17 protein-coding genes are annotated in these 24,119 nt (G+C 73.4%); 8 read left to right on the top strand and 9 right to left on the bottom strand.

The window, feature by feature from the left end:
• Positions 1–82: 82 nt before the first annotated feature.
• A complete protein-coding gene (locus tag AB0B83_RS12900) occupies positions 83–919 on the top strand; it encodes a hypothetical protein (RefSeq protein ID WP_357578312.1) in 837 nt (278 codons plus the stop codon).
• Positions 900–1,940 (top strand): 3-dehydroquinate synthase family protein, encoded by a 1,041-nt coding sequence (locus AB0B83_RS12895; protein ID WP_357578311.1) that lies wholly within the window; start codon positions 900–902, stop codon positions 1,938–1,940. Before AB0B83_RS12900 ends, AB0B83_RS12895 begins: the two co-directional genes overlap by 20 nt.
• Positions 1,941–2,025: 85 nt before the next feature.
• Here the strand turns inward: AB0B83_RS12895 and AB0B83_RS12890 are convergent, their stop codons facing one another.
• On the bottom strand, positions 2,026–3,216 hold the full coding sequence (locus AB0B83_RS12890; protein ID WP_357578310.1) for an ATP-grasp domain-containing protein: 1,191 nt from the start codon (positions 3,214–3,216) through the stop codon (positions 2,026–2,028).
• 1,068 nt (positions 3,217–4,284) lie between these two features.
• Here AB0B83_RS12890 and AB0B83_RS12885 point away from each other — a divergent pair.
• Complete coding sequence (locus AB0B83_RS12885) at positions 4,285–8,034, top strand: amino acid adenylation domain-containing protein (RefSeq protein WP_357578309.1); 3,750 nt, start codon at positions 4,285–4,287, stop codon at positions 8,032–8,034.
• A 126-nt stretch (positions 8,035–8,160) separates the two neighbouring features.
• Complete coding sequence (locus AB0B83_RS12880; RefSeq protein ID WP_357578308.1) at positions 8,161–11,871, top strand: amino acid adenylation domain-containing protein; 3,711 nt, start codon at positions 8,161–8,163, stop codon at positions 11,869–11,871.
• Positions 11,872–12,086: 215 nt separating this feature from the next.
• Here AB0B83_RS12880 and AB0B83_RS12875 read toward each other — a convergent pair whose 3' ends face one another.
• From AB0B83_RS12875 to AB0B83_RS12860, 4 genes are all read right to left on the bottom strand, one after another.
• Positions 12,087–12,881, bottom strand: coding sequence for a DUF3592 domain-containing protein (locus AB0B83_RS12875; RefSeq protein ID WP_357578307.1), 795 nt, complete (start codon positions 12,879–12,881; stop codon positions 12,087–12,089).
• A gap of 120 nt (positions 12,882–13,001) precedes the next feature.
• Positions 13,002–13,697: an HAD-IA family hydrolase gene (locus AB0B83_RS12870; RefSeq protein WP_357578306.1), complete on the bottom strand. Its 696-nt coding sequence runs from the start codon at positions 13,695–13,697 to the stop codon at positions 13,002–13,004.
• A 37-nt stretch (positions 13,698–13,734) separates the two neighbouring features.
• Positions 13,735–14,868: a Gfo/Idh/MocA family oxidoreductase gene (locus AB0B83_RS12865; RefSeq protein ID WP_357578305.1), complete on the bottom strand. Its 1,134-nt coding sequence runs from the start codon at positions 14,866–14,868 to the stop codon at positions 13,735–13,737.
• Positions 14,865–16,028 (bottom strand): DegT/DnrJ/EryC1/StrS family aminotransferase, encoded by a 1,164-nt coding sequence (locus AB0B83_RS12860; RefSeq protein ID WP_357578304.1) that lies wholly within the window; start codon positions 16,026–16,028, stop codon positions 14,865–14,867. The genes AB0B83_RS12865 and AB0B83_RS12860 overlap by 4 nt, the downstream gene beginning before the upstream one ends.
• Before the next feature lie 334 nt (positions 16,029–16,362).
• Here AB0B83_RS12860 and AB0B83_RS12855 point away from each other — a divergent pair, with 334 nt between their 5' ends.
• The 4 genes from AB0B83_RS12855 (at position 16,363) to AB0B83_RS12840 (ending at position 18,757) form a co-directional block, all read left to right on the top strand.
• A complete protein-coding gene (locus tag AB0B83_RS12855) occupies positions 16,363–16,794 on the top strand; it encodes a type II 3-dehydroquinate dehydratase (protein WP_311413974.1) in 432 nt (143 codons plus the stop codon).
• 91 nt (positions 16,795–16,885) lie between these two features.
• Positions 16,886–17,239 (top strand): DoxX family protein, encoded by a 354-nt coding sequence (locus AB0B83_RS12850; protein ID WP_132240772.1) that lies wholly within the window; start codon positions 16,886–16,888, stop codon positions 17,237–17,239.
• A 9-nt stretch (positions 17,240–17,248) separates the two neighbouring features.
• The gene (locus tag AB0B83_RS12845; protein ID WP_357578303.1) at positions 17,249–18,184 is read left to right on the top strand and encodes an ROK family protein; all 936 of its coding nucleotides are present in this window, start codon (positions 17,249–17,251) and stop codon (positions 18,182–18,184) included.
• Between the two features lie 12 nt (positions 18,185–18,196).
• Positions 18,197–18,757: an NAD(P)H-dependent oxidoreductase gene (locus tag AB0B83_RS12840; RefSeq protein WP_357578302.1), complete on the top strand. Its 561-nt coding sequence runs from the start codon at positions 18,197–18,199 to the stop codon at positions 18,755–18,757.
• 144 nt (positions 18,758–18,901) lie between these two features.
• Here AB0B83_RS12840 and AB0B83_RS12835 read toward each other — a convergent pair whose 3' ends face one another.
• From AB0B83_RS12835 to AB0B83_RS12820, 4 genes are read right to left on the bottom strand one after another with little or no spacing between them, the layout of a single operon-like run.
• Complete coding sequence (locus tag AB0B83_RS12835; RefSeq protein WP_357578301.1) at positions 18,902–20,407, bottom strand: MFS transporter; 1,506 nt, start codon at positions 20,405–20,407, stop codon at positions 18,902–18,904.
• Positions 20,404–22,236 carry an IucA/IucC family siderophore biosynthesis protein gene (locus AB0B83_RS12830; protein WP_357578300.1) on the bottom strand — a complete coding sequence of 611 codons (1,833 nt, stop codon included), beginning with the start codon at positions 22,234–22,236 and terminating at the stop codon, positions 20,404–20,406. Before AB0B83_RS12830 ends, AB0B83_RS12835 begins: the two co-directional genes overlap by 4 nt.
• A complete protein-coding gene (locus tag AB0B83_RS12825; RefSeq protein ID WP_357578299.1) occupies positions 22,233–22,808 on the bottom strand; it encodes a GNAT family N-acetyltransferase in 576 nt (191 codons plus the stop codon). Before AB0B83_RS12825 ends, AB0B83_RS12830 begins: the two co-directional genes overlap by 4 nt.
• Entirely contained in the window at positions 22,805–24,103 is a 1,299-nt protein-coding gene (locus AB0B83_RS12820) for a SidA/IucD/PvdA family monooxygenase (protein WP_357578298.1), read from the bottom strand. Before AB0B83_RS12820 ends, AB0B83_RS12825 begins: the two co-directional genes overlap by 4 nt.
• Positions 24,104–24,119: the final 16 nt, after the last annotated feature.

The following is a 24,119-nucleotide window of genomic DNA, read 5'->3' as shown; positions in this document are numbered from 1 at the left end:
TGGTGGGACGGGCCGCAGGCCGATGATGGGGCCACCCCCCGCAGACCGTCGAGTCCTGTGCTCCACCCGCCCGTCAGCCGAGGTGCCGTCGTTGGAACGCTGCTGGTTGTTCGCCCGCTCGGCCGTGCCGGCCGACGGGTCCCCGGACACGCGGGTGACCGAACTGGTCGGCACGGTCCTCGCCGGTCTGGTCGCCGCCGCCCGCCGGGCCGATCCGGGCATGGACTGGTTCTTCGACCCGGAGGGCTCCCCCGCCGGGCCGCACGTGAGCCTCGGCTTCCACGCCGCCCCGGCCGCGCTCGACGCGGTACGGGCGGGGCTGCTCGCGTACGACCCGGGGGTCTCCTTCGCCGCCGACCGCTACGTGGTGCGCGATGCCGCCCGGGGCGGCCCGCTCGCGTCGGCGGGCAGCGACCTGGCCCTGGCCCTGCTCGGCGGGGACACTCCCTGGCTGGCCGGCGTCGAGCTGCCGCTGGCCGTGGCGCACCTGCGGTGCCTGACGGAGCTGGTGCCGGCGGCCGACCGGCTGGCCTTCCTCTTCCTGCACTGGCAGGAACGCAGCCAGCGGCTCACCGCCGCGCAGCGGCGAAACCTGGCCGCGCAGGCGGACGCCGGGGCGGAGAAGATCGTCCTGGCGGCCGGCGACCTGCCGCTGTGCGGGGAGGTCGCCGTGGCCTGGCAGCGTTACCTGGACCGGGTGACCGACGTGGTCGGCCGGCACCACCCGGCGGCGCCGTCGGGCTTCCTGCTGGCGCACCACGCCCAGCTCACCCACGACCGGTGGGGCATCGGGCCGGACGTCGACTCGCTGGCCGCGCTGGCGCTGCGCCTGTCGATGGTCCGGGAACGCCCGGTCGCCGCCGCGCCGGTGCCCGTCGTCAAGAGGAGGCAACAGCCACATGCACCCGTCCGCACCTGACCCGCACGCCCCGGCCGAACCGGCCCGGATCGAGGTGGCGCTCGGCGAGCGCGCGTACCCGGTGCTGATCGGCCCCGGTGTGCGCCACCGGCTGCCGGCGGAGGTGGCGCGGATCGGTGCGCGGCGGGTCGTGGTGGTCTCGGCCCGGCCGCCGGAGTGGACGCCCGACCCGGGTGTGCCGCACCGGGTGGTGCCGGCCCGCGACGGCGAGCACGACAAGAACCTGGCCACGGTCGAGCAGCTCTGCCGGGCGTTCGCCGAGTTCGGGCTGACCCGCGCCGACGCCGTCGTCTCCTGCGGCGGCGGCACGACCACGGACGTGGTCGGGTTGGCCGCCGGCCTCTACCACCGGGGCGTCGCGGTGATCCACCTGCCGACCTCGCTGCTCGCCCAGGTGGACGCCAGCGTCGGCGGGAAGACGGCGGTCAACCTGCCGGAGGGCAAGAACCTCGTCGGGGTGTACTGGCAGCCCCGGGCGGTGCTCTGCGACACCGAGCACCTGGGCACGCTGCCGCAGCGGGAGTGGCGCAACGGCTACGGGGAGATCGCCCGGGCGCACTTCATCGGCGCGGGCGAGCTGCGCGACCTGCCGGTGGCGGAGCAGATCGCCGCCTGCGTGGCGCTGAAGGCGCGGGTGGTGGCCGCCGACGAGCGTGACTCCGGTCTGCGGCACATCCTCAACTACGGTCACACGCTGGGGCACGCGTTGGAGCGGGCCACCGACTTCGGACTGCGGCACGGCGAGGCGGTCGGCGTTGGCACGGTCTTCGCGGGCCGGCTGGCCGGCGTCCTCGGCCGCGTCCCGGCCGACCGGGTGGCCGAGCACCACGAGGTGGTGGCGGGCTACGGCCTCGACACCGCGCTGCCCGGCAACGTCGACCACGACGAGTTGGTCGCGCTGATGCGGCGGGACAAGAAGGCCACCTCGGGCCTGTCCTTCGTCCTGGACGGCCCGGCCGGGCCCGAGCTGGTCGCCGACGTCCCCGAGTCCGCCGTGCGCACCGCGCTGACCGACATGTAGCGACCGCCGCCGGCAGCCCCGGCTCGGGTGGGTGATCCCGGGCGTCCCCTCCGGGCCGTCACCACGGCCCGGAGGGGACGACGCGTCAACTGCCCAGTGCCCGTTGGATCTGCGCGACCAGCACCCCGCAGGCGTACCGGTCCGCGGCGCCGACCATGCCGACGATGGTCGCCGGCAGCGGGCCGTTGTCCGTCTCCGCCGGGTCGTGGTGCATGAACGCGACGAACTGCCCCCGGTCGATGAACGGGGCGAGGATCGGCTCGGCGTCGACGCCGGGGGCCAGCGAGAAGAACGTGGTCATGGCGCACGGGTGCTGGCCCAGCAGCGAGCTGCGGTGCAGCACCGAACTGGTGGCCCCGCTGACCCGGAAGTTCGGGTCGATGACCCGCAGGGCGCCGTCACGACCGATCCCGGCGTCGAAGGAGCAGTACCCGCGGTACCCGAGGGCACTGGCCTTTCGGACCCCTACGGTCAGCGCTTCGATCAGCTCCGCCGGCGGCTGGTCGTCGTCCATCACACAACCGACCCACGTCGAAGTGGGCTGCGGCAGGTGTACGGACGCACCGAAGTACTGCACCGCTCCGCTCTCCGTCACGCCGAACTGGACGCCCCAGATCGTCCGGAAGGGCACCTCCTCCTCGACGATCCACCGATCGCTCACCTGTTCCAGCTGGTTGAACAGTGCCCGGTTCCGCCGGTCCTGCAACCGCCTGGTGAAGATCGCGATTCCGCTGTACACCTCGACGCCTGCCGGTTTGACCACCGCCGGCCGCCGGTCCTGCTGCACGATGCGGCGTACCTCGGCGGGAGTGGCGACCTGGCGACGGGGCAGGTATTCCGGCGCGATCAGCGTGTCCAGGGTGGTCTTGTTGTTGAGGCGGGCCAACAGGTCCGGGGCGACCCGGGCGCGCGCGGCCCGCAACTGCGGATCGTGCGGGGGAAACTGGAACTCCAGCGTCTCGCCCCGCTCGGCGGCGTCCCGGGCGAACTGCACCGCCTGCGCGCCGGAGCGGAACTCGCGCAGGTCGCTCGGCGTCTTGAGACCGCACCGACTGAGCAGGCGCAGCGACTTGTCCGCGCTGGAGCCGGTGCTGCAAATGGCCGCCGACTGGTGCGGAAGGGTCAGGTGGAGACCGGTGATCATGTCCAGCCCGTTGTACAGGGCGGCGCCCGCACCGGCGAGATAGCGGCTGTCGGCGGTCGTCACCGGATCTGGTGGCCGGGCCAGCACCACCCCGTCGTGAGCGAACACCTGCACCTGGATAGGTCCGTCCATTGGATCTCCTGACATGCCGGCCCACAAAGGGCCTCGGGGTGGCACGGAGTCCGGGTGCGCAACGGCCACGAACAGCGGAGAACGTGGACGGTCGCGGGCGCTCCCGGTCCTGATGAGGCCGCTCGGCCACGAGAGTCGGGCGTACCGCGTGCACCGCCCGGACGGTCTCTGGCGAGACCGGCCAGGTAGCGGGCTGGCTTGTGGTCAGCACTGCGTTTGGCGGGGTGCACACCAACAGGCGGTGACTGAATGTGCCAGTCACCGACTGGGTCATGATCGGCAAAGCATAGTCAATCCTCATTTCCGTGGGATGGGCCGGTCAGCCGACCGCGGGCGGCCCTTTCCGCCGCCGGGATCGCCAATTCTCCGATTCGAACCCTGGACCCGGGCTGACCGAATAGCCTTTTTCGACGAAGACCTCGGGATCGTTCTCCGTCGAAACCCGGACATTCGTGCATCGACCCTCTCGGAGGGCGCCAACCATCCACTATAGAAAAGATATAGCCGCGCATGTTAATGCCGAAAAATTCGCGGCATCTGGCCGCGATCCTGATCATTCGCCACGAGAAAACACCACACTGACCAGCGCAAATTGCCGATCCGGCGGCGCAGACACCGGACGCGCACCGGGTGGCCGCTCATTACTCCGGACGTATCCCCGGCGGCCCCGGTCGGAATCTGCGGCCGTCACCCTAGGGGTCGACGTGCGCATCTCTAGGGGTGTACGCCACTCCACCGTGCTTCGTAGGGTCGGGCCCCATCGGTTCGCCGTTCCCTTTCCATTGCACCGGGCGGGGGACGAATGTGGGTGCGCGGCGCCCCGGACGGACGGGAGGCGCCGGTGATCGGATCGGGCAGCGAACTGCTCCTTTCGATCGACGACGTGGTGGCGACCCGGAATCCGGACGGTGACCCCGTCCTGGTCGCACCGCATGTCCGCGTCCGGCCACCCGAGTCGGCCGCGGTGCCCGCGAACCGCCCCTGCCGCGTAGACCCCAATGCGCCCGGTGGTGCGGAACCGGGGCCCCGCGCCTTCCGGTCACCCCCTCTCGATCGGAGGTTGAGCTGATGTCTGTCGGGTTCGATGGTGGGCGGACCGTGGACGGCACGGTCGACGCCGAAACGCTGGACCTGGTGGGGGACCTGCGCCGGCCGACACTCTGGCCGGCCCGGGCCGCCTCGGTGCACCGGGTGCTGCCCTCCTGGCCGTCGAACGGCGGGCCGGGTGGCGACGTCGCCGCCCCGGCGCACCGGGTGCTGTCCCCCTGGCTGCCGGGCGGCGACGTCGTGGTGGCGGGGGTCGTGGCGGTGCTGGCCCGTTGGACGGCCCAGGAGCAGGTGGTGGTGGGCCTGGCGTCCGGTGGCGGCGGTTCGGCGCTGCGGGTGGACGTGACGGGTGATCCGGGTTTCGCCGAGCTGGTGACGCGGGTGCGCGCGGCGCTGGCGGCGCCGGTGGCCGTGGGCCGGGAGCCGGTGGGCCCGGTGGTGCTCGGGCTGGTGGACGCTCCGGTGGCGGACGCGGGGCCGGCAGTGGTGGACGTCGACCTCGTGATCGGTGTGGCCCCGGACGGGTCGGCGCTGCGGGTGGACTACGCGGCGGAGGGTTACTCGGCGCAGTGGGTGCGGGGCCTGGTGGACCAGGTCGTGGTGCTGGTCTCCGCCGGGTTGGCGGGGCCGGAGGTGGGGTTGTCGGCGTTGCCGTTGGTGGGCGATGCGGAGCGGGAGCGGTTGCTGGAGTGGGGCCGGGGCCCGGTGCGTGAGGTGCCGGGTGAGCCGATCCACGAGCTGGTGCTCAAGTGGGCGCGGCGCACGCCGGAGGCGGTGGCGGGTGTCGCGGGCGGTGAGGTGTTGACGTACGGGGAACTGGACCGCCGGTCGGCCGCGCTGGCGGCGTATCTGCGGTCGGTGGGCGTGGGTGCCGGTGACGTGGTGTCGCTGGCGCTGGAACGCGGACTGTGGTCGCTGGTGGCGACGACGGGGGTGTTGCGGGCGGGCGCGGCGTACACGCCGATGGACGTGTCGTGGCCGGTGGAGCGGATGCGGGTGTTGCTGGCCGACCACGGCGCGCGGGTGGTGTTGACCGTCGGTGCGGTGGCGCCCCGGATTCCCGGTGGCGACGGGGTGTCGGTGGTGGCGTTGGATGACGACTGGCCGGTGGTGCAGGCGGGTAAGCCGGTGGACCTGCCGGTGGTGCCGGCGTCCGCGCCGGCGTTCGTGATCTACACGTCGGGGTCGACGGGCACGCCGAAGGGTGTCGTGCTGACGCACGAGAGGCTGACGAACTTCCTGGCGTGGATGACCGACGAGTGCGCCATCGGCCCCGACAGCCGGATGCTGCATTCGGCGGCACCGGTCTTCGACGCCGCCTTCGGGGAGATCTTCGCGACGCTCACCGGTGGTGGCCGCGTCGTCGTCTGCTCCCGCGACGACCTGCTCGACGCGCGTCGGCTCACCGACCTCATCAACACCCACGACGTCACGCACACGTTCGGACCGGCCACCAACGTCGCCCCGCTCGATCCGGCCGCCTGCCCGGGTCTGCGCTGCATCATCTTCGGCGGCGAGGCCGTTCCGCCGCAGCTGGCCCAGCGGTGGTTGACGGCGGGCGCGCGGGTGGTGAACGCGTACGGGCCGGCGGAGATCGCCGTGGCGTGCACGTGGTTCGACGCCTCGGCGGGTTGGGGCGGCGCGTACGTGCCCATCGGCTGGCCCATGCCCAACCGGCAGATCCGCGTCGTCGACGCCAACCTCGACCTCGTCCCCGCAGGCGTACCCGGCGAAATCCTCATCACCGGCTTCGGGGTCGCCGACGGCTACCTCAACCGCCCCGAACTCACCGCCCAACGCTTCGTCACCGACCCGTACGGCGGCGGGACCGCCTACCGCAGCGGCGACCTCGGACGGTGGAACGCCACCGGCGCGCTGGAGATCCTTGGCCGGATGGACCACCAGGTCAAGGTCAACGGCATCCGCATCGAACTCGGCGAGATCGAGACCATCCTCGCCCAGCACCCCGACGTCGGCGCCGCCGTGGTCGTGCGCCGCGAGGACGACGGCACCGCCCGACTCGTCGCCTACGTCACCGGACGCAACGGCCGTACCCCCGCCGTCGGCGACCTGCGCGCACACGCCGCCAGCGTGCTCCCGTCCTACATGGTCCCCGCCGTCGTCATGGTCCTCGACCACTTCCCCGTCGGCGGCACCGGCAAGGTCGACCGGCGGGCCCTGCCCGTACCCGACACCCGACGCCCCGACCTCGGGGTGGAGTTCGTCGAGCCGGCGACGAACGAGGAGCGCCTCGTCGCCGCGGTGTTCGCGACAGTCCTCGGCATCGACCGGGTCGGCACGCGCGACAGCTTCTTCGACCTGGGTGGCACGTCGTTGCAGTCGGCGGCGGTGGCGACGCGCATCGACGAGGCCGCCGACGTCGTCGTGCCCGTCTCGCAGATCCACCGCACCCCCACCCCGCAGGCGCTGGCCCACTGGCTGACCACCGCGCCCCGCCGTCCGGACGCCGGCTTGACCGCCGGGCAGGCCCGTCAGCGTCCCGGCCCGGTTCCCCTCGCGCAGCAGGTCGCGAAGTGCCTGATGTCGCCGCTGGAGGTCGTCGTCCCGGTCACCTGGTGGATCGAGGGTGAGCTGGACCTGCGGGCGCTGATGGCGGCGCTGGGCGACGTGCACCGCCGGCACGAGGCCCTGCACGCCCGCTACCGGCGGACGGCTCCCCCGGTGGCGCTCGTCCCGCCGAACCCGGCGATGCCCCAGCTGCGGCTGCTCACCGACGCCGCCAGCGAGCAGGAGGCCCTCGACCAGCTCGCCGAGGCGGTGCAGCAGCCGCTCGACTACACCCAGGGCCGCGTCTGGCGGGCCGCCCTGATCCGGGAGAAGTCGACCGGGCGGGTCCTGTTCGGCGTGGGCATCCACCACATCGCCTTCGACGGCTGGTCGTACGCGCTGCTGGTGCGGGACCTGAGCCACGCCTACGCGGCGCGGTTGTCGGGCGCGGCCCCCGAGTGGGCGCGGCCGGCGCCGACGCTGCGCCAGTCGTACGAGGAGTACGCCCGGCTGCGCGACGCCGCCGACCTCGACGCGCAGCGGGCCTACTGGCGCGAACACCTGCGCGGCCTGCCCCGCCAGGGCCGGGGCGACGCCACGGCACCGCTGGAGCAGGCGCTGGCGTGGGGTCCGAAGGCCGGGCACATCGTCACCGTCACGCCGGAGGTCATGCGGCGCTGGGACCGGGCCGCCCGGGAGCAGCGGTTCAGCCGGTCCAGCTACTTCGTCGCGGCGTTCGCCTCCGCGCTGCGCGCCGTCCATCAGCAGGACGACATCGGCCTGCTGATGGTGGTGGCCAAGCGGGGCAGCCGCGTCCTCGACTCCGCCTTCACCACCCGGCTGAACCTGAACTGCGTCCGGGTGCGCTTCGACGGGCCGGAGGACGACAAGCTCGTCCTGCGGGTCAACGAGACGATCAGCGACCTCATGCGGGCCCAGGACGTCCCCTTCGCGGAGACCGCCGACGACCCCGCCGCCGGGCTCTCCGGCGAGGTGGTCGCCAGCCTGCCGACCTTCGTGTTCCAGGACAACGTGGTGCTTCCGCTGGAACTGCCCGGCTGCCGGGCCGAGGAGGTCGTCGACCCGTACGCCCGGGAGGTGCCCAACGGGCTCACGGTCGAGGTGCTTCCCCGCGCCGACCACGCCCTCCTGCGCGTCACCATCCGCACCGACTACCTGCCGTACAGCTTCGCCGAGGAGCTGAACGGGCACATGCTGCGCTTCCTCGAAGCCGGGCCCGCGGTGTCCCCCGCCGCTGGCTGAGCGTCCGTACCCCATCGAACTGCTCTCCCATGCCGACGGCGCGGAAGGCCGCGTCCCCGGCAGTCCTGCTTCTACTGCCCCGGGGTACCCGTGCGGGTGCCGCCGGCCCTGATCGGAGGTTGGCTCATGTCTGTCGGGTTCGTTGGTGGTCAGGCACAGGCCACGGGTCTCGCCGGGCCCGGTACCGACTTCGAGGCCCTCGACCTCATGGGCGACCTGCGTCGGCCGCTGGGATGGCCGGCCCGGGCGGCGTCGCAGGTGCGGACCATGCAGCTGCCCGTCCCGGCCGGCGCGGAGCCGGCCGGGACGGTGGTCCTGGCGGGACTCGTCGGGGTGCTGGCCCGCTACACCGGTCAGGAGGAGGTGGTGCTGGGCCGGTCCTCGGGGGGATCGGCGGTCCGGGTAGGTGTGGCGGACGATCCGGCGTTCGGTGACCTGGTGAGCCGGGTAGGTGCGGCGTGGGCCGCGCCGGTGGTGACCGCCGGTGTGCTGGGTCCGGTGGCGGTGAGCCTGGTCGACGGCCCGGTGGCCGAGGTGGGTCCGGAGGTGGTGGACGTCGACCTGGTGGTGACCGTCGCCTCGGACGGCTCCGGGCTGCGTGTCGATTACGCGGCGGAGGGTTTCTCCACCGACTGGGCACGGGGCCTGCTGGACCAGATCGGGACGCTGCTGTCGGCCGGGTTGCGGGAACCCGACGTCCCGCTGTCCGGGTTGCCGTTGTTGGGCACGGCCGAGCGGGACCGGCTGCTCGCATGGGGCCGGGGTCCGAGCTGCCCGGTGCCGGGCGAGCCCCTGCACGAACTGGTGCTGGAGTGGGCACGCCGGACGCCGGACGCGGTCGCGGGTGTCGCCGACGGCGAGGTCGTCACGTACGGGGAACTGGCCCGCCGCTCCGAACTACTGGCCCGCTACCTGCGCGCGGTCGGGGTCGGGGACGGGGACGTGGTGTCGCTGGCGTTGGACCGCAGCATGTGGACCCTCGTCGCCACCCTGGCGGTGCTGCGGGCGGGAGCGGCCTACACGCCGATGGACGTGTCGTGGCCGGCGGAGCGGATGAAGATGCTCCTGGCCGACCACGGTGCCCAGGTCGTGCTCACCGTCGGCGAGGTCACCCACCGCATCCCCCGCCCCGACGGCGTGCGGGTGGTCGCCCTGGACCAGGACTGGCCCGCTGTGGAGGCGGTCGAAGCGATCGACCTGCCGGTGGTGGACGCCTCCCAGCCGGCGTTCGTGATCTACACGTCCGGATCGACCGGGACGCCGAAGGGCGTCGTGCTGTCCCACGACAAGCTGACGAACTTCGTCACCTGGATGCGCGACGAGTGCGCGGTCGGCCCGGACAGCCGGATGCTGCACTGCTGCGCCCCGGTCTTCGACGTGGCCCTGGGCGAGATCTACACCGCGCTGACCTCCGGCGCCCGCGTCGTGGTCTGCTCGCGTGACGACCTGCTCGACGCCCGCCGGCTGACGGAGCTGATCGCCAAGGAGCAGACCACCCACGCGTTCTGCCCACCCACCAACCTCGCCGCCGTCGACCCGGCCGACTGCCCGAGCATGTCCTGCGTGACCCTCGCCGGGGAACCCATCCCGCCCCGCATGGCCCAACGGTGGATGGCCGCCGGCACCCGCCTGATCAACGCCTACGGCCCCGCCGAGGCATCCGTCGCCTGCACGTGGTTCGACGCCAAGGCCGGCTGGGGTGGCGCGTACGTGCCGATCGGCTGGCCCATGCCCAACCGCCAGATCCGCGTCGTCGACGCCGCACTCGAACTGGTCCCCATGGGAGTCCCCGGCGAGATCCTCATCACTGGCGCCGGGGTCGCCGACAGCTACCTCAACCGCCCCGACCTGACCGCGCAACGGTTCGTCACCGACCCGTACGGCGGCGGGGTCGCCTACCGCACCGGCGACCTGGGCCGGTGGAACGCCTCCGGGGCGCTGGAGATCCTCGCCCGGATGGACCACCAGGTAAAGGTCAACGGCATCCGCATCGAACTCGGCGAGATCGAAGCCGTCCTCGAACAGCACCCGGGCGTCGGCACGGCCGTGGTCGTCCGCCGCGAGGACCGGGGCGTCGCCCGGCTGGTCGGTTACGTGACCGGGCGCGATGGCCGGGCCCCGGCCGTGAGCGAACTGCGGGAGCACGCCGCGACGGTGCTGCCCTCGTACATGGTCCCCGCCGTGATCATGGTGCTCGACCGGTTCCCCGTCGGCGGCACGGGGAAGATCAACCGGCGGGCCCTTCCGGAACCGGGCTCGCAGCGCCCGGACCTCGGCGTGGCCTACGTCGAAGCCGCGACCGCCGAGGAACGGCTGGTCACAGGCGTGTTCGCCACCGTACTCGATATCGATCCCATCGGCACCGAGGACAGCTTCTTCGCCCTCGGCGGCACCTCCCTGCAATCCGCCGCCGTCGCCGCCGCCATCGACGAGGCCGCCGACGTCGTCGTACCCGTCTCGCAGATCCACCGCACCCCCACCCCACACGGGCTGGCCCGCTGGCTCGCCACCGCACCCCGCCGGCCCCGAGCCGAACCGGAACCGCCCGTCACCGGACGCCCCGCCCCGACCGGGCCCGTCCCGCTGACCCCGTCGGTCGCCAAGTGTCTCGTGCTGCCGTTCGAGCTGGTCTGTCCGACCACCTGGTGGATCGAGGGCGAGTTGGACCTGCGCGCGCTGATGGCGGCGCTGGGCGACGTGCACCGGCGGCACGAGGCGTTGTACGCCCGCTACCGGCGGGTGGACCCGCCCGTGGCGATCATCCCGCCGAACCCGGGGATGCCCCAGCTCCGGCTGCTCACCGACGCCGCGAGCGAACAGGAAGCGCTCGACCAACTCGCCGAGGCGGTGCAGCAGCCGCTGGACTACACCCAGGGCCGCAACTGGCGGGCCGCCCTGATCCGCAACAAGACCACGAACCGGATCCTGTTCGGCGTCGGCATCCACCACATCGCCTTCGACGGCTGGTCACACGCCCTCCTCGTTCGCGACCTCAGCCACGCCTACGCCGCCCGGGTGTCCGGCACGGCCCCGGTGTGGGCGCGACCCGCGCCCACCCTCCGCCAGTCGTACGACGAATACACCCGGCTCCGCGAGGCCGCCGACCTCGACGCGCAGCGGGCCTACTGGCGCGAACAGTTGCGCGGGCTCGCCCGTCAGGGCGAGGGCCGACCTCAAGAGCTCCTGGAGCAGACCCCGATGTGGGGTCCCAGGACGGGGCACATCGTCGCCGTATCCGCCGACGTGTTGGACCGCTGGGACCGGGCCGGCCGCGAACAGCGGTTCAGCCGCTCCACCTACTTCGCCGCCGCCTATGCCTCCGCGCTGCGCACCATCCACCAGCAGGACGACATCGCCCTGCTGATGATCGTCGCGCAGCGCGGCAGCCGGATCCTCGACTCCGCCTTCACCAGCAGGATCGGTTCCAACTGCCTCCGGGTCCGGTTCGACAGGCCCGAGAAGAACCTCGTCCGGGCCCTCCAGCAGACCGTGGACCAGCTGATGGCAGCCCAGGACGTCACCTTCCTGGAGATGACCACCGACCCGGTCCTCGGGATGCCCCGCGAGGTGATCAACAGCCTGCCCTCCTTTGCCTACCAGGACAACCTCGTCCTCCCGCTGGAGCTGCCCGGCTGCCGGACCGAGGAGGTCGTCGACCCGTACGCCCGGGAGTGGTCGGGTGGCTGTGTCGCCGAGGTCCTGCCCGGTAACGGGGGCGCCCTGCTTCGCGTCACCATCCGCACCGATCTGGTCCCGACCCCGGTCGCCGAGATGTTGGCCACCAACATGCTGCGCTTCCTGGAGGCCGGACCGGAGGCCGCCGACCAGGCGGACTGAGCGGCCCTCGCCAGACGCCGCCTCGGCCCGCCACCGTCACGCCGACGGTGGCGGGCCGGTCGCGGAGCGAGAGGACGCCGGGCGGCCGAGCGGGAGTACCACACCTGGGTGCGACGGAAAGGTGAGCGGCATCGGCGGATCTTCGCACCCGCCCGAGGTCGCGTCAGGCAGGGCTCGCCCTGGCGACCTGCGTGCGCGGAGGCGGGCGCCGGTGTTCAAGGGGCCCGGCGGGGCGAGGGCTGCCCGTGCGGGGTGCCGGACGAGCGTTTTCCGGTCTTGCCCCGGGTGCGCCTGCGCCCCGGGAGGGCTCCGGCTCTGGCGGCGGAACGCTTGGCTGGCCGCCGCCGGCGTGCGGATGTCGTTCGGGCGTGGTGGGCGACCGGCCGCCCGGCCAGCATGCAGAACACGGCGGTGACGACGAGGACAGCGGGCCCGACGATCCACATTCCACCGGCGTCGGTGAGCTCCTCGGGCAGGCGCGGGTCGACCAGGCCCTCGGGGTCCCGCACCACCGTGACGCGGTGCCCCACTGTGCCTTCCGGGTTGTCCGAGGCGCCGATGCTGCTCCCGGGCCACTGCCCCAGCTCCCCGGCAATGCGCCGACCGTCCGGATCGGCGAGGGTGTAATAGAGGTGACGACCGTCTTCCTGGCCCTCGCGCACGGCGGTGACGGTGGCCTCGACCCGTTCGCCGCGATGCGTGAGCACCGCCGACCACAGGCCCTCGGCGGCCACGAACATGAGGAGGGCACCGACCACCCAGGCCGCGCACAGCAGGCCCATGCGGGGCGGTTCCGCGGGCCAGGTCACCAGCACCGCCAGCGCCAGGGCGGCACTCCACAGCAGGGTGCCGGGCCAAGCCACGATGTCGGCTCGGATCCAGGTTGTCCCCGCCAGGGCGCCGACCGCCCCGGCGACGGTGAACACTGCCAGGTACGCCGCCCCGAGCGGGTTCATCCACCAACGATCACCGATATGCCGCACGGCCGCAGCGTAGACCCGGGTGCACAACGGCCCAGGACCGCGCCACGGGCGTACGCGGCGGAGTGTGTCGTGGTCACGACGGGCAGCGGACCGGCCGGCCCGCGCGGCGATGTCCGCGTCAGCCTGGCATCGAGCGACCGGGGTCGGTCAGTGGACGAGGGCTGCCGGGCAGTGCGCGAGCAGCTCCGTCGGGGCGTGCACGACCAGGTCGGGGCCGGCGGCGAGCAGCGCGGCGACGTCCCCGCCGTGCCAGGTGGTGGCCACGGCGGTCGCCCCGGCGTCCCGGCCGCTGAGCAGGTCGATGACCGCGTCGCCGACCATCATCGCCTGGCTGGGCGGCACGTCGAGGTGGCCGAGCGCCTGGAGCACGATGTCCGGCGCGGGCTTGGGGCGGGCCACCTCGTCGGAGCCGATCACCTGGCCGAAGAGGCCCAGCACGCCGAGCTGGTCGAGCAGGGAGCGGGCCCGGGGGCCGGCCTTTCCGGTGGCGATCGCCATCCGGATCCCCCGGGAGTGCAGCGTCTCCAGGGTCTCCCGGACGCCGGGGAAGAGCGGCACCAGGTGGGCCATCCGGTAGCTCTCCCGGACGAACGGCTCCTCCATCTCCAGGGGCAGCCCCATCAGCCGCATGATGTCCGGGAAGTACCGGCCCATGTGCCGGTTGTACTCCTCGAACGGCGCCGGCCCGTCGCCCACCACCTCGGCGTACGCGATGCTGAACGCCTCACGCATGACGGCCGAGCTGTCGACGATGACGCCGTCGAGGTCGAACACGACCGCGCGGATCGGGCCGCGGCCCGGCGACGGCGGGGTCACCTCGAAGGTGGATGATGGATGGCTCATGGCTGCTCCCGGAAGCGAGTGTGGCCGACGGTGGTTCTCACCTGTCGCGATGGCCCGCCAGCGCGTGCTGCCGCTCCGGCACGGTGGGCCGGGCGGACTGGTAGATCCGTTCGATGATGTCGATGGTCCGGCGGGCCTCGGCGACGGCCGCGCCCCGCGACGCCGGGTCGGCGAGCAGCGCGGGCAGCTCGTCGAGCTGGCGGTCGTACTCGGCGCCGATCGGCTCCTCGGGCAGCGGCAGCCGGACGGTCTCGCCGTCCCGGGTGCGGGTCAGCACCGGCGCCGGCTCCCGGTTGGGGCTGAAGCCGAACGTGCAGCGCAGCGTCGCCGACCCGGCGGCGCCGTGCACGGTGACGGTGGTGCGGTCCAGCGACTCGTGCGAGGCCCAGCAGGCGTGCAGGGCGACCGAGGCCCCCTCGGCGGTGAGCAGGAAGCCCCGGGCGGTGTCCTCGACGTCTCCGGGGGCGCGACCACCGGCGGCGGTGTCGCTGCGCCAGGCGGCGTGGGCCGCGCTGTCGTTGACGAAGTCGTCGGAGACGCTGCCGATGGCGTGGGTGACCCGGGTCGGGCCGAGCATCGGCAGCACCGTGTCGAGCAGGTGCCAGCCGAGGTCCACCAGCGCTCCCCCGCCCGAGAGGTCGCGCCGGGTGAACCAGCCGCCCGCGTCGGGCACCCCCCGGGCACGGACCCAGGCCACGTCGACGTGCCGGATCGGGCCCAGCTCGGCGGCCACCCCGGTCAGGGCCCGGATGTCGGCCCGGTAGCGGGCGGCGCTGCCGGCCAGCAGCACCGCGCCGCCGTCGCGTTCCGCGTCGGCCAGCAGGGTCGCCTCGGCGGAGGTCAGGCAGACCGGCTTCTCCAGGAACACCGGTACGCCCCGGCGCAGCAGCCGGACGGCGACGGTGGCGTGCAGGTGATTCGGTACGGCGACCACCACCAGGTCGACCGCCCCGGCGGGAAGGTCGTCGACGTCGGCGTACGCGGACGGGACGTCGTGGGTGGCACGGGCCCGGTCGCGTACGCCGGGCTCCGGGTCGACCACGGCGGTCACCTCGAAGCCCGGATGCGCGGCGAGCCGGGGCAGCCAGATCTCCCGCCCGGCCCACCCGAGGCCGACCACCGCGACCCGCACCGGTCGGTCGGGCGCGGCGGCCGGGGGCAGGGCCGTCATCCGGCGAGGACGTCGGCGAGCACGGCGGCGATCTCGTGCATCTGCTGCTCCGTGCCGAGCAGGGTGCGGTGGTGCAGCCAGATGCAGTCGGAGTGGATCTGCTCGACGTTGGGGCAGCGGGCCGCGATCGCCTCGACCGACTCGTCGGGAGCGCCGGCCTTCCAGAAGCCCTCGCACCGGTAGATCGCCCGGAACGCCACGAACGCCGGGACGCCCCGGGCGATGAGCGCGTCGACCACGGCGCGGCGGCGCTCGATGGTGATCCCGGGGACGCGGAACATCGCCATGTAGTGCGGGTTGCGGTCGGTACGGGGGTCGGTGGTCTGCGGCACCACGCCGGGGATCTCGGCGAGCAGGCTCGACAGCAGCGGCCAGCGCTGCTCGCGCAGCGCGATCTGGCCGTCCAGGCGGGACAGCTGGGCGCGCAGCACGGCGGCGGTGAACTCGCCCATCCGGTAGTTCGAGCCGGTGGTGCCGTGCAGGTAGTCCCGGTCGGTGCGGGGCCGGCCGCAGCTGTGCACGAGGAACGCCCGCTCGCGCAGCTCCTCGTCGGGGAAGAGCACCGCCCCGCCCTCACCGGCGGTCATCAGCTTGCCGTTCTGGAAGCTGAACGCGGCCACCGAGCCGAGCGCCCCGGACCGCTTGCCCTGCCACTGCGCGCCGTGGGCGTGCGCCGCGTCCTGGAGCACCGCCACCCCCGCGTCGGCGGCGAGCTTGTCCAGCGCGTCCATGTCGGCGAACTGGCCGGCCATGTGCACCGGCATGACGACCTTGGTGCGGGGGGTGATCGCGGCCTCGACGGCGGCCGGGTCGATGCAGTAGGTGTCGAGGTCGACGTCCACCGGCACGGCGACCGCGCCGAGGCGCTGCGCGGCCAGCGAGGACGAGATGAACGTGAAGGCCGGGACGATCACCTCGGTGCCCGGCCCGACGCCGAGCACCTCCAGGGCGACCTCGAGGGCGTGGGTGCCGTTGGTGACGGCCAGCGCGTGCGGCGTGCCGTGGTAGTCACCGAACTCCTTCTCGAAGGAGTCGACCTCGCTGCCGCCCATCCGCCACCACTGCCCCTGCTCGAGGGCGCGGATCAGTCCGGCGCGCTCCTCGTCGCCGAACTGCGGCCACTCGGGGAACTCCGACACCGTCGGGGGCTGACCACTCATGACTTCCCACTTCCCAACTCGGGCAGACCAGGGGCTTCGCCGGACCATCGGGCGGGACGACCGGGTACCGCCGGCACGCGGTCCGGGCGCACCGGGGCGCCGATGGCCGGTTCGAGGTAGGTGACGCTTCCGTTGGAGTCGGCGGCGTCGCTTCGGCAGGGAGGACGGTAACCGAAGCGGACGCGCGGTCACCGCCCCTAACAGCCCCTAGCCACCCCTTAGTCCGCCGCGCCACGGCCACCGCCGGTTCGCCCGACGTCGCGGGCGTTGTAAGACTGCGGTGGACCAGTCATCGGGCCTTGTCGGGACAGGGCCACGCCCCGCGAGGTGAAGCGTGTCGGACGTGTTGCTGCTGAACGGCCCGAACCTGGGCATCCTCGGCCGACGGGAGCCGGAGATCTACGGCACGGACACCCTGGACGACATCGAACGGGCCGTCGGCGAGGAAATCGCGGGACGGGGCTGGCGGGTGGTGGCCGAGCAGCACGACTGCGAGGGCGCCCTGATCCGCGCCATCCAGGACAACTACGACACCGTGGGCGCCATCGTCAACCCGGGCGCCCTGATGATCGCGGGCTGGAGCCTGCGCGACGCGCTGGCCAACTATCCCCGGCCCTTCGTCGAGGTACACCTGTCCAACGTCTGGGCCCGGGAGAGCTTCCGGCACGACTCGGTGATCGCCCCGCTGGCCAGCGGCGTCATCGTCGGGCTCGGGTCGCTGGGCTACCGCCTGGCCGCCCGCGCCCTCGTCGCGACCGTCCGATGACGATCCGGCACCGCACCGTCCGGCCTCATCGGCGTCGATGCGCCAGCGGTACGGTCGTCCGCACGTTCCGACTCTTCCCGAAGGACATCACGTGCACATTCCCATCCTCGTCCTGACCCTCATCCTCGCCGCGGTGTTCCTGGGCACCGCCGTGCCGAAGCTCACCGGGCAGGCGCAGATGCGCGAGCGGATGGACCACCTCGGCGTCTCGCCCGGGCTGACGCGCCTGCTCGGGGTGCTGGAACTCGCCGCGGTCGCCGGGCTGCTGCTCGGCCTGCTCTGGGCGCCGCTGGGCATCGCGGCGGCGATCGGCCTCGCCCTGCAGATGGTGGGCGCGGTGGTCTACCACGCCCGCGCGAAGGACCCGGCCCCGATGACCCTGACGCCGGTGATCTTCGCCCTCGCCGCGGTGGCGCTGGTGGTCCTGCACGTGCTCGAGGGCTGAGGCGCGGGCGTGACCGGTCCGCAGCGGGGCGACGGCGTGCTCGGTGTCGACGTCGGCGGCACCAAGGTGGCGCTGCGCGCGGAGGCGCCCGGACGGCCGGCGTACGACCGGACCTTCCGCTGGCCACGCGGCGCCGACCCGGCCGCGGACCTGGCCGCGCTGGCCGCCGAGGCGGACCGGCTGCGCGAGGCGTGGGGAACGGTGGGCGCGGTCGGGGTGGCGATGCCGGCAACCACGGACCCGGCGGGCACCGTCACCACCTGGCCCGGCCGGCCCGGCTGGGCGGGGCTGGACCTCGCCGGTGCGCTGCGCCGCATCTTCCCCGACGCCGCGACGGCCGTCGCCGACGACGGTGACCTCGCCGCGCTGGCCGAGGCCCGGCACGCCGGCCGGGACGACGTGGTCTACCTGGGCGTCGGCACCGGGATCGGCGGCGGCGTGGTGCTGGCGGGGCGGTCGGTGCCCGGCCGCTCCTCCGCCGAGATCGGCCACATGGTCGTCGCCCTCGACGGCGAGCGCTGCGACTGCGGCCGGCGCGGCTGTCTCCAGTCGATCGCGTCCGGCCCGGCCACCCTGCGCCGGGCGGGCGCCGGCCGCGGCGCCGAGGTGAGCTTCGACGACCTGCGGGCGGGGCTCGACGAGCGCCGGCCGTGGGCGGTGGCGGCGGTCGACGCGAGCTGCCGGGCGCTCGCGGCGGCGGTCGTGAGCCTCGGCGAGCTGCTGGATCCGGCGCTGGCCATCGTGGGCGGCGGGTTCGCCGCCGGTCTGCCCGACCTCGTGCCTCTCGTCGCCGAGCGGGCCCGCGCCGCCGGCCGGCCCGGGCGGCCGGCGCCACCTGTGCGGGCCGCCGCCCTGGGCGGACTGTCGTCCCTGCACGGCGCGGTGGAGCTGGCCCGTGGCCTGACCGCCCCGCCGGCCCCCGTGCGTTCCGTACCCACCCTGTAGAGGAGTTCAGCCATGGTCAGGATCGGTGTCATCGTCGGCAGCACGCGGCCCGGCCGCAAGGCCGACGCCGTGGGCCGCTGGGTGACCGACGTCGCCGCCAAGCGGGGCGACGCCACGGTCGAGCTGGTCGACATCGCCGACCACGACCTGCCGCACTTCGACGAGGTGCTGCCGCCGTCGATGGCGCCGTCGAGGCGCCCCGCCGTACGCCGCTGGGCGTCGACCGTCGCCGGGTTCGACGGCTTCGTCTTCGTCACCCCGGAGTACAACCACTCGATCCCGGGCGCGCTGAAGGACGCCGTCGACTTCCTGTTCAAGGAGTGGCAGCACGCCTCCGCCGGCCTGGTCAGCTACGGCGTGCACGGCGGCACTCGGGCCGCGGAGCACCTGCGGCTGGTGCTCGGGCAGCTCGGCGTGGCCGACGTCCGGTCCCAGGTCGCGCTCTCCCTGACGACGGACTTCGTCAACTTCCGCGACTTCCGGCCGGCGGCGCACCAGGAGCAGGCCCTCAACACCATGCTCGACGAGGTGGTCGCCTGGGCCGGCGCGCTCCGGACGCTCCGCCGGCCCTGACCCCGGCACCGTCCGGGGCCGACGCCGGCACCGACTGGCCCTGACCCCGGCACCGTCCGGCCCGGACGTCGACGCGGTGGGCCGGACGCCGACGCCGCGGCGGGCGGCGTCGGCTCGCCGGAGCGGAACGGGCCGGGTCGGCGCTCAGCCGGCCCGCTCGGCGCGGCGCAGCAGCGCGGCGGCCACGCAGCCGCCCGCGAAGACGGCGACGGCGCCGACCGTCTGCCCGGTCTCCAGGGCCGAGCGGAACGCGTCGGAGACGAGCGCGCGCTCCGGCTCGCTGCGCGCGGCGGCCAGCGCGGCGGGGAACGATCCGGCGCCGGCCACGGCGGCGGGCAGCAGCGCGGCGAAGCGGGCGTTGAGGATCGCGCCCAGCACGGCGACGCCGAGGCTGCTGCCGACCTCCGTCATGGTGCCGTCCACGCCCGCGCCCGCCCCGGCCTTCTCCGGCGGGATGGCGCTCATCACGGCCTCGACGATGGCCGGGTTGGCCACGGCGCAGCCGGCGCCCATCACCAGCAGGCCCGGCAGCAGCACCCCGTAGCCGTCCGACGGGGCGTGGGTGATCAGGGCGAGACCGGCGGCGAGCAGCGTCATGCCGAGGGCGATCGAGTACGCCAGCCCGAGCCGGTGGATCACCCGCGCGGCGACGCCGCCCACGTTCAGCAGGACGATGGAGAGCGCGAACGGCATCATCCGCAGCCCCGCCTCCCAGGCCGGGTAGCCGCGGACGAACTGGAGGTGCTGGGTGAGCAGGAACAGCGCGCCGGTGGCGCCGAAGGTGATCAGGACGACGCCGGAGACCGCGCCCACGAAGCGCGGGTTGCGGAAGAAGTGCATGTCCAGCATGGGGTCGGCGACCCGCCGTTCCCAGGCCACGAAGGCGGCGATCAGGAGCACCCCGCCAACCGCCGCGCCGAGCACCGGGGCGGCGGTCCAGCCGTGTTCCGGCCGGGCGATGATCGCGTAGACGACCGCGGTCAGGCCGGCCGTGGAGAGCAGCACCCCGCCCAGGTCGAGCCGGCCGCCGGCCGGCTGGCGCGACTCGGGCACCAGCGCCCAGGCCGCCACCAGGCAGACCAGCACGATAGGGACGTTGACCAGGAAGATCGCCCCCCACGGCAGGTGGGCGAGGACGAGCCCACCGAAGGGCGGCCCGGCCGCGAAGCCCAGCGCGCTCGCCGCCGCCCAGAGGCCGATCGCCCGGGACCGCTCGGCGTCGTCGAAGACCTGCATCGCCACCGCCAGGGTGGCGGTGACCAGCAGCGCGCCGCCGATCCCCATGCCGGCGCGGGCCGCGATGAGCTGGCCGCTGGACTGGGACAGCCCGGCGGCCAGCGACCCGAGCCCGAACAGCACGAGGCCGGCCAGCAGCATCCGGCGGCGGCCGTACCGGTCGGCGGCGCTGCCCGCGGTAAGCAGCAGACCGCACTGGACCAGCGCGTACGCGTTGATCATCCACTGCACGTCGGCGGTGCTGGCGGCCAGCTCGGTCGTGAGCACGGGGATCGCCACGGTCAGCACCGTGTTGTCGAGCACCACGGTGACCTGCGCGAGGCAGAGCACGGCGAGGATCAGCCACCGGCCCCGCACCCGACCGTCCGCGCCGCCGGCCGGCGCCCCGGTGGGGGGCGCGAGCGTCGTCGTCATCGGGCGGCCGGGGCGAAGCGGGCGATGGGGTTGGTCAGGGTGCCGACGAGTTGCAGCGCGGCCGACGGGTCGGCGAGGTCGACCATCTGCTGGTTGTTGCGCAGCTGGAGCCGGTTCAGGCAGGACAGCGCGAACTCCGGGGCGAACAGGTCATAGCGCCGCAGCCGCTCGGCCAGGTGCGGGACGCTGTCGGCGTAGTCGGCGGCGCACCCGGCGACCGTCCGCCAGAAGGTCTCCTCGTCGAGGACGCCCTCGGTGACGAGGATGGCGCTGAGGTAGCGCAGGAAGCCGTCGAAGACGTCGGTGAAGATGGACAGCAGCTTCATGTCCTCCGGCACGTCGGCCCTGACCCGTTCGACCAGCGGGGGCAGGTCGGCGTCCGGGTCCATCACCACGATCTCCTCGGCGATGTCCTTGAAGATCGCCCGCTCGACCGTCCCGCCGTCCAGGACGAGGATGACGTTCTCGCCGTGCGGCATGAACGCCAGGTCGTGGGCGTAGAAGCTGTGCAGCAGCGGGGTGAGGTAGGCGTCGAGGTAGCGCCGCAGCCACGCCTGCGGCGCCAGCCCCGACCGGGCGATGAGCGCGGCGGCGAACGAGCGGCCCTCGCGGTCGGTGTGCAGCAGGGACGCCATCGTGGCCAGGCGCCGGCCCGGCTCCAGCGCGGGCACCGGACTCTCCCGCCACAGGGCCGCCAGCATCTTGCGGTACGGGGAGTACCGGTCGGTCGCCGCCTCGTACTCCAGGTGCCGGTACCCGACGGCGGCCCGCTCGCGGATGATCGTCAGCCCGGTGCGCTTGAGGACCTCGTCGCCGTCGATCAGCTCGGCGAGCCAGTCGTTGATGGCCGGGGTGGCCGCCATGTACGCGGCCGACAGCCCCCGCATGAAGCCCATGTTCAGCACGGACAGCGCGGTCTTGACGTAGTGCCGCGACGGGTCGGTGACGTTGAAGAAGGTGCGGATGGACTGCTGGGCCAGGTACTCGTCGGGGCCGGGGCCGAGGCACACCAGCCGGCGCTGCGCCACTTCGGCGGCGAACGTGACGGAGATCCGGTTCCACCACTGCCACGGGTGCACCGGGATGAGCAGGTAGTCGGCCGGGTCGAGGCCGAGCCCGGTCAGGGTCTCGGCGAACCCGGCGCGGGTCTCCTCGTCGAGTTCGGCGCGGATCAGGGTGTCGTAGTCGAGGTCGGCGGCGCAGCTGAAGCTCGTCCGGTCCCGGTGCCCGGCCACCCAGAGCAGCCGCAGCGGCTGGCCCGCCTCCGGGGCGTACGCCCGGTATTCGTCGACGCCGAAGCCGATGCGGCCGTTGTTGGCGACGAAGCCCGGGTGGCCCTCGGTCATCTGGGTCTCGATGGCCTGGAAGTCCGCGTCGGCGAGCTCGGCGGCGCTGACCGCCGGCTTGTCGAGCTTGTACGCGGTGCTGGCCAGCGTGGAGCTGATCTCCTCCAGGTAGACGGGGAGGATCGCATCGCTCAGCCCGAGCGCCCCGCGCAGGTCGAGGCAGAACTCCAGGGCGTCCAGCGGCAGCTCGGCGTCGCCGCGGTGGCGGGTGATGCTGTCGGCGTCGATGCGCCAGTGGTCCAGGGCCAGCAGGCTCGCGGTGAACCGGTAGACGACCTCGCCGTCGTCGCCGCGCACCTGGTACCGCCGCTCCCCCGCCACGGAGCCGGCGGAAGCGGGCTCGCCGGCCTGGTCGGCGTCGAGCGGCTCGGGCGCGAGCAGGCGCTCGTGGGCGAACTCGGCCAGCGCCTTGCGGACCAGCAGCCGGTTGGCGTGCGCCCAGTTGGCGGGCGTCAGGTGGGCCACGGATGCGAGCGGGTTCACGCGGGCACGTCTCCTCGGGTTGCGGCGTGGAACTGGTCACGGGTGCAGACGCTGAGCAGCGCGTCCTTCTCGGGTTTGCGGATCGGGCCGACGACGGTGAAGCCGACGGCCGCGTTGAGCGCGTGCACCGCCGTGTTGCGCACGTCGGGCTCCACGACGACGCGGCGGGTGGCCGGGTCGGCGAAGAGCCACGCCATCACCGTGGTGATCACCGCCCGGGTGAAGCCGTGCACGGGGGCGTCGGCGGGGGCGCAGAGGAAGTGCATGCCGACGTCGCCGTCGGCCGCGTCGTACAGGCCGACGAGTTCGACGTGGGCGGGGTCGTACCGCTCGGCGAGGAAGGCCGGTCGACCCTCGTGCAGGCCGAGGAACGCGTCGTGGTGCGGGTGCGCGGCGATCCGCCGGTACTCCTCGGCGACCCGGGCCACGTCGGCGTCCTGCATGAGCCAGAACGCCGCCTTCGGGTGGGTCACCCAGCGGTGCAGCAGCGGCGCGTCGGCGTCCGGGTCGAGCGTACGCAGGGCGAACTCGCCGAGCCGGCCGTCGACGCGGTGGTGCACGACGTCGGTCACGACGCGGCCCCGGCCGGCACGCCGAACTCCTGGAAGGCGATGCCCTTCTCGATCGGGTAGTGCTCGCGGCCCAGCAGCTCGCGGATGATCCACGAGTTGCGGTACGGGCCCATGCCCAGGTCGGGCGAGGTGACGCTGTGCGTGTGGGTGCCGGCGTTCTGCAGGAAGATGCCCCGGCCGGTGTGGTCGATGCTGTAGTTGCGGGCCACGTCGAAGCGCCCGTGCGCGTCCCAGCGGATCCGGTCGCGCACCGGCTCCAGGAACTCCGGCACCCGGTAGTGGTAGCCGGTCGCCAGCACCAGTCCCTCGGTGTCCAGCGTGAAGTCGCGCTCCTGCTCGACGTTGCGCAGCCCCAGCGTGTACGTCCCGCTCGCCTCGTCGTGGGTGGCGGTGGTCAGCGCGGTGTTGGTCAGCAGCCGGGTGCGGACCGGGCCGGGGATGCTCTTGGCGTAGAGCAGGTCGTAGATCTCGTTGATCAGGTCGGCGTTGATGCCCTTGAACAGCCCCTTCTGCTCGGACTCCAGCCGGTAGCGGGTGGGCTCCGGCAGGGCGTGGAAGTAGTCCACGTAGTCCGGCGAGGTCATCTCAAGGGTGAGCTTGGTGTATTCGAGGGGGAAGAACCGGGGCGAGCGGGTCACCCAGTTGAGCTGGTAGCCGCACGTGTCGATGTCGCCGAGCAGGTCGTGGTAGATCTCGGCCGCGCTCTGCCCGCTGCCGACGACGGTGATGCTCCGCTTCGCGCGCAGCGCCGCCCGGTGCTCCAGGTATTGCGAGTTGTGGATCGCGTCGCCGCCGAGGCCCGCGCAGGCCTCCGGCACGTACGGCGGGGTGCCGGTGCCGAGCACCAGGTGCCGGGCCCGGTAGGTGACCGGCTCCCCCGTGGCCGCCACCGCGGCCGTGACGATGTAGTGCCCGTCGGCCGGGTCGAACTCGACCGCCGTGACCTGCTGCCCGAACCGGACGCTGCCCAGCTTGCCGGCGGCCCAGCGGCAGTAGTCGTCGTACTCGCTGCGCAGGGGGAAGAAGCTCTCCCGGATGTAGAACGGATACAGCCGCCCGGACTCCTTGAGGTAGCTCAGGAACGAGTACGGCGAGGTCGGGTCGGCGAGCGTGACCAGATCGGCGATGAACGGCGTCTGGAGCCGGGTCGACTCCAGCAGCATCCCCGGATGCCAGCTGAAGGCGTCCCGCGCCTCCAGGAAGATGCCGTCGAGCTCGTCGATCGGCTCGGTCAGGCAGGCCAGGCCCAGGTTGTACGGGCCCAGCCCGACGGCGATGAAGTCGTGCGTCGACATGCGGTTCTCCAGAGCG

The sequence above is a fragment of the Micromonospora sp. NPDC049060 genome (genome assembly GCF_040649055.1).
GTDB lineage: Bacteria > Actinomycetota > Actinomycetes > Mycobacteriales > Micromonosporaceae > Micromonospora > Micromonospora reichwaldensis.
The sequence above is the reverse complement of the archived record's forward strand: the minus strand, read 5'-3'. Positions and strand labels throughout refer to the sequence as shown.